The organism is Actinoplanes oblitus (assembly GCF_030252345.1).
GTDB classification, from domain to species: domain Bacteria; phylum Actinomycetota; class Actinomycetes; order Mycobacteriales; family Micromonosporaceae; genus Actinoplanes; species Actinoplanes oblitus.
In genome coordinates this window covers 60,903-74,715 of the sequence record NZ_CP126980.1, presented here as the reverse complement: position 1 = coordinate 74,715, position 13,813 = coordinate 60,903, and the positions used below count along the sequence as shown (strand labels likewise).

Genomic DNA, 13,813 nt, shown 5'->3' with positions numbered 1-13,813 from the left:
CTCCGAATAGACAGCGGAGAACATTCACCGCAAGCGTCGAGGGGGGCGTTGCCATGTTCGCCACGATCAAAAGCCTGATTCCCGAGCCGCGCCAGGCGGGCCAGCCCCGCAACTACGTCGGCCGGCACCGTCAGCCCGAGCCGGTCCCGCCGTTGCCGGCCCCGACCTCACCGGCTCCGGGCGAGCCCGAGGACAACGCCGCCTAACTGCCGGCGGCACCGACTTCCCAGCTGGGCACCGGCACCGACGCGCCCGCGTCCGGACCGGCGTACTCCAGCAGGACCAGAGCGATGTCGTCCTCCAGGCGGCCGTGCACCCAATCGACCAGCGCGGTCTCCAGGGACGCCAGCCCGTCGCCGACCGTGCCGTGGCCCAGCAGGCGCCAGGCCCGGTCGGCGGTGGGGAAGAACTCACCCTCCCGGCGAGCCTCACCCAGGCCGTCGGTGAACAGCAGCAGCCGGTCACCCGGCTCCAGCCGCTCGACACGCGCCTTCACCTCGGGCATGAACCCGAGCGGGGGTGCCGGGGCCGGCGGCTCCAGCGGGATGACCAGCCCGCGGCGCAACAGCAGCGGCGCCGGATGTCCACAGTTGACGATGGTCAGCGTGCCGCCGCGCTCCTCGACCAGGGCGGCGGTCACGAAATCCTCGTCACCCACGCTGCGGGCGACCGCCCGGTCCAGGTCCGCCACAATCGATTTCAGGTCGGCGCGCTCGTAGGCGACGTGCCGGTAGGAACCCAGGACGATGCTGGCCAGCCGGACCGCGTCCAGTCCCTTGCCGCGCACGTCACCGATGATGATCCGGACACCGTACGGCGTGTTCAGCGCCTCGTAGAGGTCACCGCCGATGTCCGCGGCCGCGGTCGCCGAGATGTACCGCCCGGCCACCGCCAGGGCGCCGACCTGCGGGCCGATCGGCCGCAGCACCGCCTGCTGGGCCACCGAGGCCAGCTGCCGCAGCTCGGTGATTTGGTCGGCCTGCTGCTGCCGTTTCATCGCGACGGCCCCCGCGATGCCGGTGGCCAGGATGATGCCGACCAGGTAGACCATCCCGGGCGAGTCGGCGGCGTGTCGCTGCACGGCCGAGTCGGGGATGTGCGTCTGTCCCACCAGAATCGCGCTGACCAGGGTGGCGACCACCCCGACGCCGAGCACGTACTGCCAGGCCGCGAAGAGGGCGGCCAGCAGCGGGGCGAGGACGAGCAGGCCCGCGTACCCGAGCGAGGTCCGGTCCGCCGACTCCACGGCGGACACGATGGCGAGCAGCACGAAGGCCGCACCGAGACCGGTGCGGTTCGCTGAACTCATCGGGCCGCGGCCCGGCGCGTTGGTAGGCATGGTTCGCGAACAGCATGCCCGATCCGAGTCCTGTCAGGCATCAAGTTGACCCGTTGTCCGATCAGGTTCTGACCACCTGTCAGTTGCGGGGTCATTCGGTCGGTCCACGAGGGGCGGCGCGGCGGTGACACGATGGCCCGGTGACCGACGATCTCCGTGACCGGCTGCGCCGCGCGTTCCGCTGGACCGACCCCGGCCCACCCAGCGATTATCTGGTCAGCGACCGGTCCGGCTGGTGGCGCGACCCGGTGATCCTGGACGCTGTCGGCCCGGCGCTGGCCGAGCTGTTCCGGTCCGACCGGCCCACCGTGGTGGTCTCGCCGGAGGTGACCGGATTCCTGCTCGGCCCGCTGGTGGCGCGCGCGCTCGGGGTGGGCTTCGTCGAGGCGTACCGGGCCGGCGCCCGCCGCGCCATCGCCGAGGAGATGATCTGGGCCGAGGTCCCCGCCGACCACCGCGGCGACGTCCAGCACCTCGGCGTCCGCCGCCGCCTGCTGGCCGCCGACGACCGCGTCCTGGTGGTCGACGACTGGGCCTCCACCGGCGCCCAGGCCCGCGGCCTGCGCACCCTGCTCGGCGACCGTTACCTGGGCACCGCCACGATCGTCGACGAGTGCCCGCCACCGGTCACCGCCGAACTGACCATCCGCGGCCTGCTCACCGGCGCCGATCTGGATCCCTGACCGCTTCCCGCCAGAAAACCCCGGCTTGCGTACGCCCGGAGCACCCGCCCGCCCCGCGCGGCCCCAGACCCCGCACTCCGCCGTCCAGCGATCCAGCGTGGACGGCGGCACGCGGTCCGGCCTGTGGCGGCTCGTGATCGGGCCGGCGGTGGGTGGTGATCGGGCCAGCGACGGGTCGCGGTGGGCCGGCGGCGGGCTGTGATCAGGCCCGGGGCGGCTCACGGTGGCCGGCGGCGGGTTGCGGTTAGCCGGTGGCGGCTCGTGATCCGGCCGGCGACGGGTCGCGGTGGCCGGCGACGGGTCGCGGTGGCCGGCGGCGGGTTGCGGTGGCCGGCGGCAGGTTCCGGTGGCCGGCGGCAGGTTCCGGTGGCCGGCGGCGGCTCGTGATCCGGCCGGGGACGGGTCCCGGTGAGCCGATGGCGGCTCGTGATCCGGCCGACGACGGGTCCCGGCGGGCCGGCGGGTCAGTACTTGCGCTGGTAGCCGGCGAGCGCCCCGCGGCTGATCTGCCAGCCGACCGCAGCGTAGGTAGCCAGGCCCCGCACCACGTAGGGGTCTTGGGCGATCAGCTCCTGCGCCTCGGCCTCGGTGTCCACATCCAGCAGGATGATGCCGCCCACCGGCGGATCCTGCCGGCCCGCGGTGACCGACAGCCCCCGCTCCTCCAGCCCGGCGACGAACGCGAGGTGCGCCTCCCGAGCCTCGTCAACCTCGGCGAGCGGTTTCTGGTAAGTCGAAATCATCAGATACACGGCGTCATCGTAGATCGCCGGTCATGCCACCTCCTCCGCCGTCACGAACGTCACCGCCTGGCTCGCTGCTGAGGTCCAAGCTATCCCGCGGGTATGACAGAAACGCGCCTCCGATCGGGGCCTGCCGAGAAAATCGGAGACCTGGCGCCGAGGGTGGGTCGGCCGTCCGGATGGTGATGGTTTGGCAGGGCTGGGGATACTTTTCAGGCGTGCAGATTCAGATCATCGCGGCGCCGGACCCCGGACTGGTGGCGGCCGCCACCCGGCGGCGGCTGCGCACGCCGGTGCTGGTCGCGCGCTGTGCGGGGTGGGCCCTGCTGGCGGCGACCGTGCTCGGGCAGCTCGCGACCGGCGTGTTGCAGCCGGGGCTGCTGGCCGGCGGGGTGGTGCTCGCCGTGCTGGTGCCGGTCGTGCTGCTGAACGGCACCGCGCGGCGGTCCCTGCGCGAGAGCCGGGTGACCACCTATGAGATCAGCGACGGTGGGATCGCCCGGTCGAGCGAGGTCGGGCGGCATGCCTACGCGTGGCGGGCGTTCCGCAGCGTGGAGGCGCTGTCCGGGCAGCTGATGTTCGGGCTGCGCGGCGGGAGGTGGGTGCGGGTGCCGACGACCGGGTTGAGCGCGGCTGAGGTGGAGCAGGTGCTCGGGGCCGCGTCGGCGCAGGGACTTCGCGTGCTGCGCTGAGCCCACCCCAACCCGTTGCGGGGTTCGACCGTGCGGCGCTGAGCCCGCCTCAACCAGCCGCTGGGTTTGACCGTGCTGTGCTGAGCCCGCCTCACCCGCTGCTCGGTTCGACCGCGCGGCGCTGAGCCCGCTTCGCCTCGCTATCAGGTTCTGCCGCGCTCGGCTGAGTGCGTTCTCGCCCTGCTGCCGTGGCCGTGCTCGGGGCGTACCGAAAACGTCTCGAGCGAAGCGGGAGTGGCGAGCGGACCGTGAGGTGCCGCGGAGGTTCATCCGTCCGGGGGACGGGTCGGGTCCGAAAGGGACCACGGCCCCGGGGTCAGCGGGTCGGCCAGGTGCGGAAGTTCATCGCCGAGCGGCTCGGCGTCGGGCCGCGTTGGCCCTGGTAGCGGGAGCCGTAGACGGCGGAGCCATAGGGGTGCTCGGCCGGGCTGGACAGCCGGAAGATACAGAGCTGACCGATTTTCATCCCTGGCCAAAGTTTGATCGGCAGGTTCGCCACGTTGGACAGCTCCAGCGTGACGTGACCGGAAAAGCCGGGGTCGATGAAGCCGGCCGTCGAGTGCGTGAGCAGGCCGAGACGGCCCAGGCTGCTCTTGCCCTCCAGACGCGCCGCCAGCTCCTGGCCGAGTGTGATCACCTCGAGCGTGGACGCCAGCACGAACTCGCCCGGGTGCAGCACGAACGGCTGACCATCCTCGACCTCGACCTCGGCGGTCAGCTCGTCCTGCTGCTCGGCCGGGTCGATGTGGGTGTAGAGGTGGTTGTTGAAAACCCGGAAGAAGCGGTCCAATCGGACGTCGATGCTGGACGGCTGCATGAGCGACGGCTCGAAGGGCTCGAGCGAGAGGCTGCCGGATTTGATCTCGGCCACCAGGTCACGGTCGGAGAGCAGCATCGCAACACCATACCGACCTGCCGGGAGCCGCCGATTCGCGGTGGTTGTCCCCCGATCGGCGCGTTCACTGGCCGCTTAGAACGTATGTTCGATAGAATGGCCGCATGGCTTCCTGGTCCGAATTCGCCGCTGCCGAGCCGTCGCTCGCCGCCGGCATCCGTGCGCTCCTGCAGCAGTACGGTCCCGGCATGGGTTACCTCGCCACCGTCCGCCCGGACGGCGGTCCGCGGGTGCACCCGATCTCCCCGGTCTTCGCCGGCGCCGGGCTGTATTGCTTCCTGGTCAACTCGCCGAAACGGCGCGACCTGGAGCGCGATCCGCGCTATGCGCTGCACTCCTACCCTCCTGAGGAGAGCGACGACGAGGCCTATCTGAGCGGCCAGGCGCTGCCGGTCCGTGACCCGCGCACGGTGTCAGCGATCGCCGGGGCCCTGCGTGCCTCGCCCGACGTCGACTGGCGACTCTTCGAGCTCAGCGTCGAGTCGGCGACGCTGCGGCGCCACGGGCCGTCGGGGGCGGTTCCGCTGGCTGCGGCGCCGCTTCCGATTCCGATCGCGCAGAGCTGGCGGGCTCCTCGGAAGTTAACCCGGAAACTTGCTATGGCCGGTTGATCGCTGGTCGCTCAGGGAAGCCATCCACGTGCTTCGGTAGCCCGTCGGACCGATGGCGCGCAACGATCGCCGTACCCGGTTGGGCGGTTGAGGCCGGCATGGCCGCGGAGCAATGTGTCCACGGCACCGCGCGGCATGGCACGGCGCGGGCACGGCACCGCACGGCGCGGGCGCGGCGCGGGCACGGCGCGGCGCGGGCACGGCGCGGCACCGCACGGCATGACATGGGGCGGCGGCCGATCACGGATCGAGCTGCCGCCGCCCCAGGTCATCGCGGGACGGCCCACGCCTCCACCAGCCACCGGACACCCCGGTGGACCAACATCGCGGGGTGGTTCCGCCACAGAGCCGGATAATCGGGTACAGTGATGCCGCTTGCGGGTGTAGTTCAATGGCAGAACATCAGCTTCCCAAGCTGACAGCGCGGGTTCGATTCCCGTCACCCGCTCCACGTGTGGGAGCCCTGGTCAGGACCGATGGTCCGGCCAGGGCTTCCGTCGTTCTGGGCCATGGTGTGACAGCGATGGCCCTCGGCTCGCGTCGGCGGCCGGTCCGATGATGCTCCAACAGCTGCCGGCGGACAGCCCTGCCGCGACGGCCGGGATGAGGCTCGAGCCGCTCGCGACGGCGAGCACGATGATCGCCGCCGCGGCCACGAGGTCGGCGGAGATCGACAGGGCGAGCCAGCCGGCTCGCCGCCGCGGCCACGAGGCCGGCGGAGATCGACAGGGCGAGCCAGCCGGCTCGCCGCCGCGAGGTGACCATGCGGAGCCGGCGGACCGGCCTACCAGGCGACCGGCAAGCGCCAGGTCAAAGCCTGGCCTGCCGACGAGCGGTCTCCGTCGCCAGGCCGAGCAACAGAGCCGGCGGCAACGCGACAATCCCCAGGTCCAGAACCGCCCACGCCCAGCTGTACACCCCGCCGATCAGCACCTGCCCCAACCCGATGAGCAGGCTGGCCGCATAGAGCAGCCCCAACGCCATCGCCACCCGCTCGTCGACGGCCAGCCACAGCAGACCGGCGACGGGCAGGGCCATCAACAGCCCGAACCCGATGATGCCGGAGATCTGCGGGAACAGCTGGCCCAGCCCCTCGTCGAGGAACGCGACCAGCAACGGGAGCAGGGGTGCGTACCGAAGCAGTCCGGAAGCCGGCTGCGGCCGTCGCCGCACCAGGGCCGCGAGCAGCGCGGATGCCGCGAAGAAGGACCAGAAGCCGGCGAAGCCGGCGGGCAGCAGCACGACGGCCGCGAGCAGATGCCGGCGGACAGCCGCCAGCACCAGCGCGATCCCGCCGAGGGCCAACGGCACCAGGGTGTTCACCGGCGGCCCGTGCAGTTCCCAGAAGGCCGGAACGCGGTGCAGCGCGTCGTCGAGCAGCGACGCCAGCGGTACCGCGAGCCCCTGGACGACAAGCATCAGCGCGCCGATCCGGATCGCGGTCAGCCAGCTCTGCCGCGGCGTCGCGTAGGTCTCCCGGCGGGCCCGCATCCGCAACGCGGTGACCACCAGCGCGACCGTCTCGCGCGGGGCCGGCCGGGTACGCCCGTCCTCCTCGGCCATCTCCAGCAGGGTGCCCAGCATCTCCGCGCCACGCTCGCGCCGGAAGTCGGCCGGGTAGAGCCGCAGCAGCCGGTCGTAGGTCATCGCCGGCGGGCCGCTCACACCAGTCCCACAGCGACGTGCGAGATGACCACGCTGGCCGCCTCGGCCAGGCGGGCCGCCTCGAACCGCAGGGCGGCCAGGCCGTCCGGGGTGAGCGCGTAGTAACGCCGGACCCGGCCGTTGACCGTCTCCTCCCGGACCACCCGCACGTAGCCCTCGCCGGTGAGCCGGTCGAGGGCGGTGTACAGGGTGCCGGTGGCCGGCTTGACCCGCCCGTGCGACAGCTCGGCGGCCCGCTTGATGATCGCGTAGCCGTGCCGGGGCTGGTCCTGCAGTGCGGCCAGGATGAAGTAGGTCGGCTCCCGCATCGGGTTGGTCATGCCGGCACCCTATACGTAAACCAGCTACATAAGTAGCCCGGCTACCTATGCGCCGATGTCCAGGAAGACATTGTCGATCTCGCCGGCGAACTGGTCGTTGCCGCGGCCGGGACCCTTGCCGCCGACCCGGAGCGGTTCCGCGTTCGCGATGGAGAGCGCCGGCGGCACCGGCACCGAGGCGTAGGGCACGCCGTCCACCAGCATGGTCAGCCGGTTCTCGGTGCGGTTGCACTCCAGGTCGTGCCAGCGCCCGTCGGCGACGTCGACCTGCGGTTCGGCTCGGTAGATGCTCGCCCGCTCGCCGGCCATCACGCAGCTCGGGTGCCCCTGCCGGTGGTCGACCTGCAGTTTGAACTGGCTGACCCCGCCGACCGAGTAGCCCTTCTGCACCACGTTCGCGCCGTCGGCGAGGTCGGCGTGGGTCATCAGGACGGACGCGCCGTAGCGCAGCGGGCGGCGGCCCGGGTTGAGGCTGTCGTCGCGCTGGCCTTCGAGGATCGCCCGGGGGCAATCCCGCTCCCGGGGCAGGGTGCATCGGTCCGGGTAGGCGACCGCCAGGCCGACCCCTTCCGGTACGAGGCGCAGCGTCCCGCCGTTCTGCCCGAGCGGCCGCAGTTCGTGCTGCCCGCCGGTGTCCGCGATCGGCTCGCCGACCCCCCGATCGAAGTCGTAGCGCAGCGATACGGGGGTGCTGGCCACCCGGACCCGGCCCAGCGAGACCGGTGCCGGAAAGGGCGTGGTGTTGGTGAGCACGCCGGCCGCGGGCGGGGGCAGCAGGCGATAGGCGGGCTGGGCGCGCGCGGCGGTGCCGGCGGGCCGGGGAGTCAGGAGGAAGGCGCCGACGAGAACGAGGGTTGCGGACAGGGCACCGATCGGGAAGGCACGCCGCCGGGAGGGAAGCATGGGGCTATTGTCCGCATTGTCGCTTGGTCCTCGCGTCGAAACTCCGGACACGGCACAGACCACCCGTACGCGTTCGCCCGAACCGCCGAACCCGAAAGACCAAGCCGTCACCTCTCGGGATCAGCGCCGGATCAGCGCCGCCCCGCGGGGTTCCCCGCCCCGGCTGGCTCGCCGATCACCGCGTGCAGCACGTCGTCCAGCGTGATCACCCCGAGCGGCCGCCGCCCGTCGCTGACCAGCACGATGTGCAGCCGATCCCGCCGCATGGTGAGCAGCAGGTCGGCCAGGCTGCGCTCCGGCGACACCACAGCGAGCGGCCGGATCACCTCGGCCGGGACGGGCAGCCGCCGCTGCGGGCCGGAGTAGCCGAGGACGTCCTTGACGTGCACGAACCCCAGCACCCGCCGGGTGTCCCGCTGCACCACCGGGAAACGGGACCGGCCGCTGCGGGTGGCCACCGCCTCCAGCGTCGCCGGGGACACGTCGGCGGCCACCGTGGTCACCCGGGACCACGGCAGCAGCGTGTCGGCCGCGGTCCGGCTGTTCAGCCCGAGCGCGGCGTGGATCCGGGCGTACTGCTCGGAGCCGAGCAGGCCCTCGCTGCGCGCCTGAGTGACCATGCCGGCCAGTTCCTCGGCGGTGAAGACGGTCTTCACCGCGTCGGTCGCCTCGATCTTCCAGAGTTTCAGCACCGTCCGGGACGCCCAGCGCATCGCCACCAGCAGCGGCTTGGTGGCGGTGCAGAAGGCCAGCATGAACGGGCCGAGGATCAGCGCGGACCGCTCCGGACCGGCGAGCGTGATGTTCTTCGGCACCATCTCGCCGACCACCGTGTGCAGGAAGACCACGACCACCAGGGCCAGCACGAACGCGACCGGGTGCACGGCCCGCTCCGGCAGACCGGCCGCGTGGAACGGTTTCTCCAGCAGGTGGGCCAGGGCCGGCTCGGCGATCGCGCCGAGTGCCAGCGAGCAGATGGTGATGCCGAGCTGTGCCCCGGCGATCATCAGCGGGATCTGGTTCATCGCGGACAGCGCCCAGCGGGCCGCCTTGGACGTGGCGGCCAGCGGCTCCAGCGCGGTCCGCCGGGAGGCGATCAGCGCGAACTCGCCGCCCACGAAGACCCCGTTGCCGAGCAGCAGCACGGCCGTGATGATCAGGTTAGTCATCGGCCGGCTCCTCCGGCGGGGCGACCACCCGGACCTGCTCGATCCGGTGCCGGTCCACCTCCATCACGGTGAACTCCCACCCCTGCTCCTCGAGGGACTCGCCGACCACCGGGATGTGCCCGAGCCGGGCGAGCAGGAAGCCCGCCAGCGTCTCGTACGGCCCCTCGGGCAGGGCGAAACCGGTCTGCTCCAGTACCTCGTCCTCCCGCAGGAGGCCGTCGACCAGGAACGTCTTCTCGCCGCCGGGCGCGGTCAGCTCGGCGGCTCCGGCCTCGTCGAGCTCGGTGTCGTACTCGTCGGCGATCTCGCCGACCAGCTCCTCGATCAGGTCCTCGACGGTCACCACGCCGTCGGTGCCGCCGTACTCGTCGACCACGATGGCCAGGTCGGCGTCCGCCGCCCGCAGCGCGGCCAGCACCTTGTCGAGACCGAGGCTTTCCGGTACGTACACCGGCTCCCGGGCCAGCGCCGACACCTTGGTCGCGGCCCGCCGTTCGGGCGGCACCCCGAGGGCGTCGTTGACCCCGGCCACGCCGGTCACCACGTCGAGCGTGTTCTCGTACACCGGGAACCGGGTGTGCCCGGTCTGCCGGGCCACCGTGATCAGGTCGGCGACGCTCGCCGTGGTCTTCAGCCCGACGACGTCGACCCGCGGGGTCATCGCCTTCGCCGCGCGCTTCTCGCCGAACCGGATGGTCCGGCGCATCAGCGTCGCGGTGTCGGTGGGCAGCGCGCCGGCCCGGGCGCTGATCGCCGCGAGCAGCCCTAGCTCTTCCGGCGAGCGGGCGCTGGCCAGCTCCTCCTGCGGCTCGATGCCGATCCGGCGGACCAGCCAGTTGGCCGTCCCGTTCAACGCGGTGATCATCGGCCGGAACAGCCGGGAGAAACCGCGCAGCGGGGCGGCGGTGGCCAGTGCCAGGCCCATCGGCCGGGCGAGCGCCGCGTTTTTCGGCACCAGCTCGCCGAAGAGCATCGACAGCAGGGTCGCGACGACCAGCGCGAGCACATGCGTGATGGTCTCGGTGGCCGACCCGGCCAGCGGCTCGACCACCGGGGTGATCAGCCGGGACAGGGCCGGCTCGGCCAGGTAGCCGGTGAGCAGTGCGGTCAGTGTGATGCCGAGCTGGGCGCCGGAGAGCTGGAAAGAGAGCCCGTGCAGCGCGGTGCGGACCGTCCCGGCGCGGCGGTCGCCCGCCGCGGCGCGCTGATCGATCTCCGCCCGGTCGACGGTGACCAACCCGAACTCGGCTGCCACGAAAAACGCGTTGCCCGCCGTCAGCAGCGCGAAAGCCACCAGCGGGAGCACCGCGGTCAGGAGCAGGCCGTCCATGATCGCTTCACCTCGGCCCTCATTCTGCCGGACCGCCACCGTCCGATACCAACCGTGGTGGTGACAAGCACCTTTACCGTCGGGTCATGACCCTTCTCGAGGAGTTCACCGTTCTCGCGCATGACCAGCTCGGCCGGCGGGTCATCGACAGCACCCGGATCGATCACGGCTTGGGCGGCGCGCTGCTCCTGGAGCTGGTGCTGGCCGAGCGGGTCGACGTGGTGGACGGCCGGGTGGTGGTCCGGGGCGCCGGATCGACGGGTGACGCCCTGCTCGACGAGGCCCTCGACCGGATCGCCACCGACCGGCGGGCGCGCAAGCCGGTGGACTGGGTGAAACGCTTCGCCAAGGGCACCCAGCGCCGGGTGCTCGATCGGCTGGTCGCCGCCGGGGTGCTGCGCGTCGAGCGGAGCACGGTGCTCGGCGTCTTCCCCCGCACGCGGTACCCGTCGGCGTACGCCACCGCGCCGGCCGCCCTGGAGCAGCTCCGCACGGCGATCCTCGCCGGCGGCCAGGTGCCGCCTCGCACCGCCGCGCTCGGCGCCCTGGTGGCCGCGACCGAGCTGGACAAGAAGCTGTTCCGCGACCTCGACCGGAAGATGGTCCGGACCCGGCTCAAGGAGATCAGCCAGGGCGACTGGGCGGCCGCCGCGGTGCGCAAGGCGATCCAGGACGTCCAGGCCGCGATCACCGCCGGCGTGGTGGCCGCGACCACGGCCGCCGCGATCAGCTCGTAGGCCGGGTTCGGCACCCCGGCCCGGAACGGCGAACGGCCGGCCCCGAGACGAGGCCGGCCGTTTCACGTGAATCGTTGTCAGGCTTCCTGCTTGAGCGAGCGCAGCAGCACGGTGGCCACGTCGACCACCTCGACCTCTTCCTGCTTGCCCTTGCCGGTCACCCCGTCGCCGATCATCGTGTAGCAGAACGGGCAGCCCACCGCGATCGTCTTCGCACCGGTGGCCAGGGCCTCCTCGGTGCGCTCCACGTTGATCCGCTTGCCGATCCGCTCCTCCATCCACATCCGGGCGCCGCCGGCGCCGCAGCAGAAGGACCGCTCGGAGTTGCGCGGCATCTCGATGAGGTTGCCGGTCTCGCCGAGCACCTCGCGGGGCGCGTCGAACACCCGGTTGTGCCGGCCCAGGTAGCACGGGTCGTGGTAGGTGATGTCGCCCTCGATCGGCTGGACCGGGGTGAGCTTGCCCTCCTTGACCAGGTGCGCCAGCAGCTGGGTGTGGTGCACGACCTCGACCTTCAGGCCGAGCTGCTCGTACTCGTTGCCCAGCGTGTTGAAGCAGTGCGGGCAGGTCGCGACGATCCGCTTCACCTTCTGGTCGCCGAACGCCTCGTTCAGCGTCTCGACGTTCTGCTGGGCGAGCATCTGGAAGATGAACTCGTTGCCGATCCGCCGCGCCGGGTCGCCGGTGCAGGTCTCGCCCTCGCCCAGGATCGCGTAGTTGACGCCCGCCTCGTGCAGCAGCGTGGCCACCGCGCGAGTGGTCTTCTTGGCCCGGTCCTCGAACGCGCCGGCGCAGCCGACCCAGAACAGGTAGTCGAAGTCCTCGACCTCGCCGACCCGCGGCACCTCGAAGTCCAGACCCTTGGTCCAGTCCTCGCGGGTGTTCTGCGGGGCGCCCCACGGGTTGCCCTTGTTCTCCAGGTTGCGGAGCATGACGCCGGCCTCGGACGGGAACGACGACTCGATGAGCACCTGGTAGCGGCGCATGTCGACGATGTGGTCGATGTGCTCGATGTCGACCGGGCACTGCTCGACGCAAGCGCCACAGGTGGTGCAGGACCAGAGCACGTCCGGGTCGATCACGCCGTTCTCGTCGACGCCGCCGATCAGCGGGCGGTTGCCCTCGGCCAGCGACAGGACGTCGAGGTGCGCGAGCTGCGCCTCGGTGGCCTTCTCCTCGCCGGTCAGGTCCTTGCCGCCACCGGCCAGCAGGTACGGCGCCTTCGCGTACGCGTGGTCCCGCAGCGACAGCACGAGCAGTTTCGGCGAGAGCGGCTTGGCGGTGTTCCACGCCGGGCACTGCGACTGGCAGCGACCGCACTCGGTGCAGGTGGAGAAGTCGAGCAGGCCCTTCCAGGTGAACTGCTCGACCTGGGCGACCCCGAACAGGTCCTTCTCCGGGTCGGCCTCCTCGAAGTCCAGCGGCTTGCCCTCGCTCATCATCGGCTTCAGCGCGCCGAGGCCGGAACCGGCCGGCTTCTCCGGGCTGCGCTTGAAGAAGATGTTGAAGAACGCCAGGAAGCGGTGCCAGGCCACGCCCATCGTCGGGTTCAGCGAGATGGTGATCAGCCAGCCCATCGAGATGAGCAGCTTGACCAGGGCGACCCAGGTGGGGCCGTCCTCCCAGGCGGGCAGGACGCCGCCGATGGCGTGCGACAGCGGCGCGGCCCAGACCGGGTACGGGAAGGTGTCGTTGGCGACCTTGAGCCCGCGGATCAGGAAGCCGCAGACCAGCACGCCGACGATGATCGACTCGACGAAGTAGGCCTGCCACATGGTCGAGCCGAGAAACCGGCTGCGCTTCACCGCGCCCGGCTTCTGCCGCTGGCGCACGAAGATCAGGTAGAGGATGCCGACGGTGCCGAGGATCCCGAACCACTCGGTGACGAACCCGAAGATCGCCCAGTGGCCGATGATCGGCAGCTCGCCGTCCGGCGTCACCGCCTCGAAGTACGCCTCGAGGACCAGCGACGACAGGATGATGAAGGAGAACATGACGAACCAGTGGGCGGCGCCGATGGCGCTCCACTTGAGCATCCGGGTGTGCCCGACCGACTCCTTGAGCAGGGTCTTGGTCCGGGTCCCCTTGTCGGTGAACCGCTCCGGCGCGGGCTGGCCCGACCGGATCACCTTGGTGATGGTGAGAACGGCACGCACCGCGAGGGCGACGGCCACCACCGTGACCGCCACCGACAAGACGGTGGCGATTATCTGCGCGTAGCCCATGTGTGTTGTGCCTCCTCGGTCGGCTGGGCGCCAGCCTATGTTACCCATGAGTAATAGGCCGGTGCAGGTCGCAGGTCAAGGACCTCCGGCCCCTCAGCCGAAAGCGCACCCCACGCCAGGCGGGGGTGCGCTTGGTTTAGATGAATTTCACACGGCTCAGCGCCGGCGAGAGCGACAGCTCAGCGCCAGCGGGAGAGGATGCCCAGCGAGGCCACCATGCAGCCGAAACCGACCGCCAGGTTCCAGTACCGCCAGCTCGCCACCGGGTACTGCTGCGAGGACAGGTAGTAGATCACCAGCCAGGCGATGCCGACCACGATGAGGGTGACCGCGGTGGCGGGCAGCCAGACCGGGCTCGGTTTCTTGGACGCCGCCGCAACCGCGGGACGGATGTCCGCGGGCGGGGTGTAGACCTTCTTCTTACGAACCTGCGACTTGGGCACGGAACTCTCCTGAGGGCAACAAGTGGTGAACAACCACCGGTGAGCGGCTCCGGGGACT

General features: G+C 71.3%; 15 protein-coding genes and 1 tRNA gene. 6 read left to right on the top strand and 10 right to left on the bottom strand.

What is annotated here, in order from left to right; genetic code table 11:
- Positions 1-53 precede the first annotated feature (53 nt).
- On the top strand, positions 54-206 hold the full coding sequence (locus Actob_RS00350; protein ID WP_284917903.1) for a hypothetical protein: 153 nt from the start codon (positions 54-56) through the stop codon (positions 204-206).
- Here the strand turns inward: Actob_RS00350 and Actob_RS00345 are convergent.
- Entirely contained in the window at positions 203-1,309 is a 1,107-nt protein-coding gene (locus tag Actob_RS00345) for a PP2C family protein-serine/threonine phosphatase (protein WP_407653527.1), read from the bottom strand. The two genes, Actob_RS00350 and Actob_RS00345, sit on opposite strands and share 4 nt — an antisense overlap.
- 170 nt (positions 1,310-1,479) lie before the next feature.
- Here Actob_RS00345 and Actob_RS00340 point away from each other — a divergent pair, with 170 nt between their 5' ends.
- On the top strand, positions 1,480-2,022 hold the full coding sequence (locus tag Actob_RS00340) for a phosphoribosyltransferase family protein (protein ID WP_284917900.1): 543 nt from the start codon (positions 1,480-1,482) through the stop codon (positions 2,020-2,022).
- 464 nt (positions 2,023-2,486) lie between these two features.
- Here Actob_RS00340 and Actob_RS00335 read toward each other — a convergent pair whose 3' ends face one another.
- A complete protein-coding gene (locus Actob_RS00335; protein ID WP_284922543.1) occupies positions 2,487-2,765 on the bottom strand; it encodes a YciI family protein in 279 nt (92 codons plus the stop codon).
- Positions 2,766-2,983: 218 nt separating this feature from the next.
- Between Actob_RS00335 and Actob_RS00330 the strand changes: the two genes are divergently transcribed.
- Positions 2,984-3,457 carry a YcxB family protein gene (locus tag Actob_RS00330; protein WP_284917899.1) on the top strand — a complete coding sequence of 158 codons (474 nt, stop codon included), beginning with the start codon at positions 2,984-2,986 and terminating at the stop codon, positions 3,455-3,457.
- Between the two features lie 316 nt (positions 3,458-3,773).
- On the opposite strand, the gene dcd is transcribed toward Actob_RS00330, so the two are convergent.
- Entirely contained in the window at positions 3,774-4,352 is a 579-nt protein-coding gene (dcd, locus tag Actob_RS00325) for a dCTP deaminase (protein WP_284917898.1), read from the bottom strand.
- Between the two features lie 104 nt (positions 4,353-4,456).
- Here dcd and Actob_RS00320 point away from each other — a divergent pair, with 104 nt between their 5' ends.
- Together Actob_RS00320 and Actob_RS00315 are read left to right on the top strand one after the other, a co-directional pair.
- The gene (locus tag Actob_RS00320; RefSeq protein ID WP_284917897.1) at positions 4,457-4,963 is read left to right on the top strand and encodes a pyridoxamine 5'-phosphate oxidase family protein; all 507 of its coding nucleotides are present in this window, start codon (positions 4,457-4,459) and stop codon (positions 4,961-4,963) included.
- A 377-nt stretch (positions 4,964-5,340) separates the two neighbouring features.
- Positions 5,341-5,414: transfer RNA gene (locus tag Actob_RS00315), tRNA-Gly, on the top strand.
- A 359-nt stretch (positions 5,415-5,773) separates the two neighbouring features.
- Here Actob_RS00315 and Actob_RS00310 read toward each other — a convergent pair.
- The 5 genes from Actob_RS00310 to Actob_RS00290 form a co-directional block, all read right to left on the bottom strand.
- A complete protein-coding gene (locus tag Actob_RS00310) occupies positions 5,774-6,628 on the bottom strand; it encodes a hypothetical protein (protein ID WP_284917896.1) in 855 nt (284 codons plus the stop codon).
- A complete protein-coding gene (locus tag Actob_RS00305) occupies positions 6,625-6,948 on the bottom strand; it encodes a PadR family transcriptional regulator (RefSeq protein ID WP_284917895.1) in 324 nt (107 codons plus the stop codon). The genes Actob_RS00310 and Actob_RS00305 overlap by 4 nt, the downstream gene beginning before the upstream one ends.
- A gap of 45 nt (positions 6,949-6,993) precedes the next feature.
- Positions 6,994-7,851 (bottom strand): laminin G domain-containing protein, encoded by an 858-nt coding sequence (locus Actob_RS00300; protein WP_284917893.1) that lies wholly within the window; start codon positions 7,849-7,851, stop codon positions 6,994-6,996.
- 131 nt (positions 7,852-7,982) lie between these two features.
- Positions 7,983-9,020 (bottom strand): hemolysin family protein, encoded by a 1,038-nt coding sequence (locus tag Actob_RS00295; protein WP_284917892.1) that lies wholly within the window; start codon positions 9,018-9,020, stop codon positions 7,983-7,985.
- On the bottom strand, positions 9,013-10,350 hold the full coding sequence (locus Actob_RS00290) for a hemolysin family protein (RefSeq protein WP_284917891.1): 1,338 nt from the start codon (positions 10,348-10,350) through the stop codon (positions 9,013-9,015). The genes Actob_RS00295 and Actob_RS00290 overlap by 8 nt, the downstream gene beginning before the upstream one ends.
- Positions 10,351-10,436: 86 nt before the next feature.
- Between Actob_RS00290 and Actob_RS00285 the strand changes: the two genes are divergently transcribed.
- Entirely contained in the window at positions 10,437-11,087 is a 651-nt protein-coding gene (locus tag Actob_RS00285; protein WP_284917890.1) for a GOLPH3/VPS74 family protein, read from the top strand.
- Between the two features lie 77 nt (positions 11,088-11,164).
- Here Actob_RS00285 and Actob_RS00280 read toward each other — a convergent pair whose 3' ends face one another.
- Positions 11,165-13,312 (bottom strand): (Fe-S)-binding protein, encoded by a 2,148-nt coding sequence (locus tag Actob_RS00280; RefSeq protein ID WP_284917889.1) that lies wholly within the window; start codon positions 13,310-13,312, stop codon positions 11,165-11,167.
- A gap of 179 nt (positions 13,313-13,491) precedes the next feature.
- Complete coding sequence (locus Actob_RS00275; RefSeq protein WP_284917887.1) at positions 13,492-13,755, bottom strand: cell division protein CrgA; 264 nt, start codon at positions 13,753-13,755, stop codon at positions 13,492-13,494.
- Positions 13,756-13,813 lie beyond the last annotated feature (58 nt).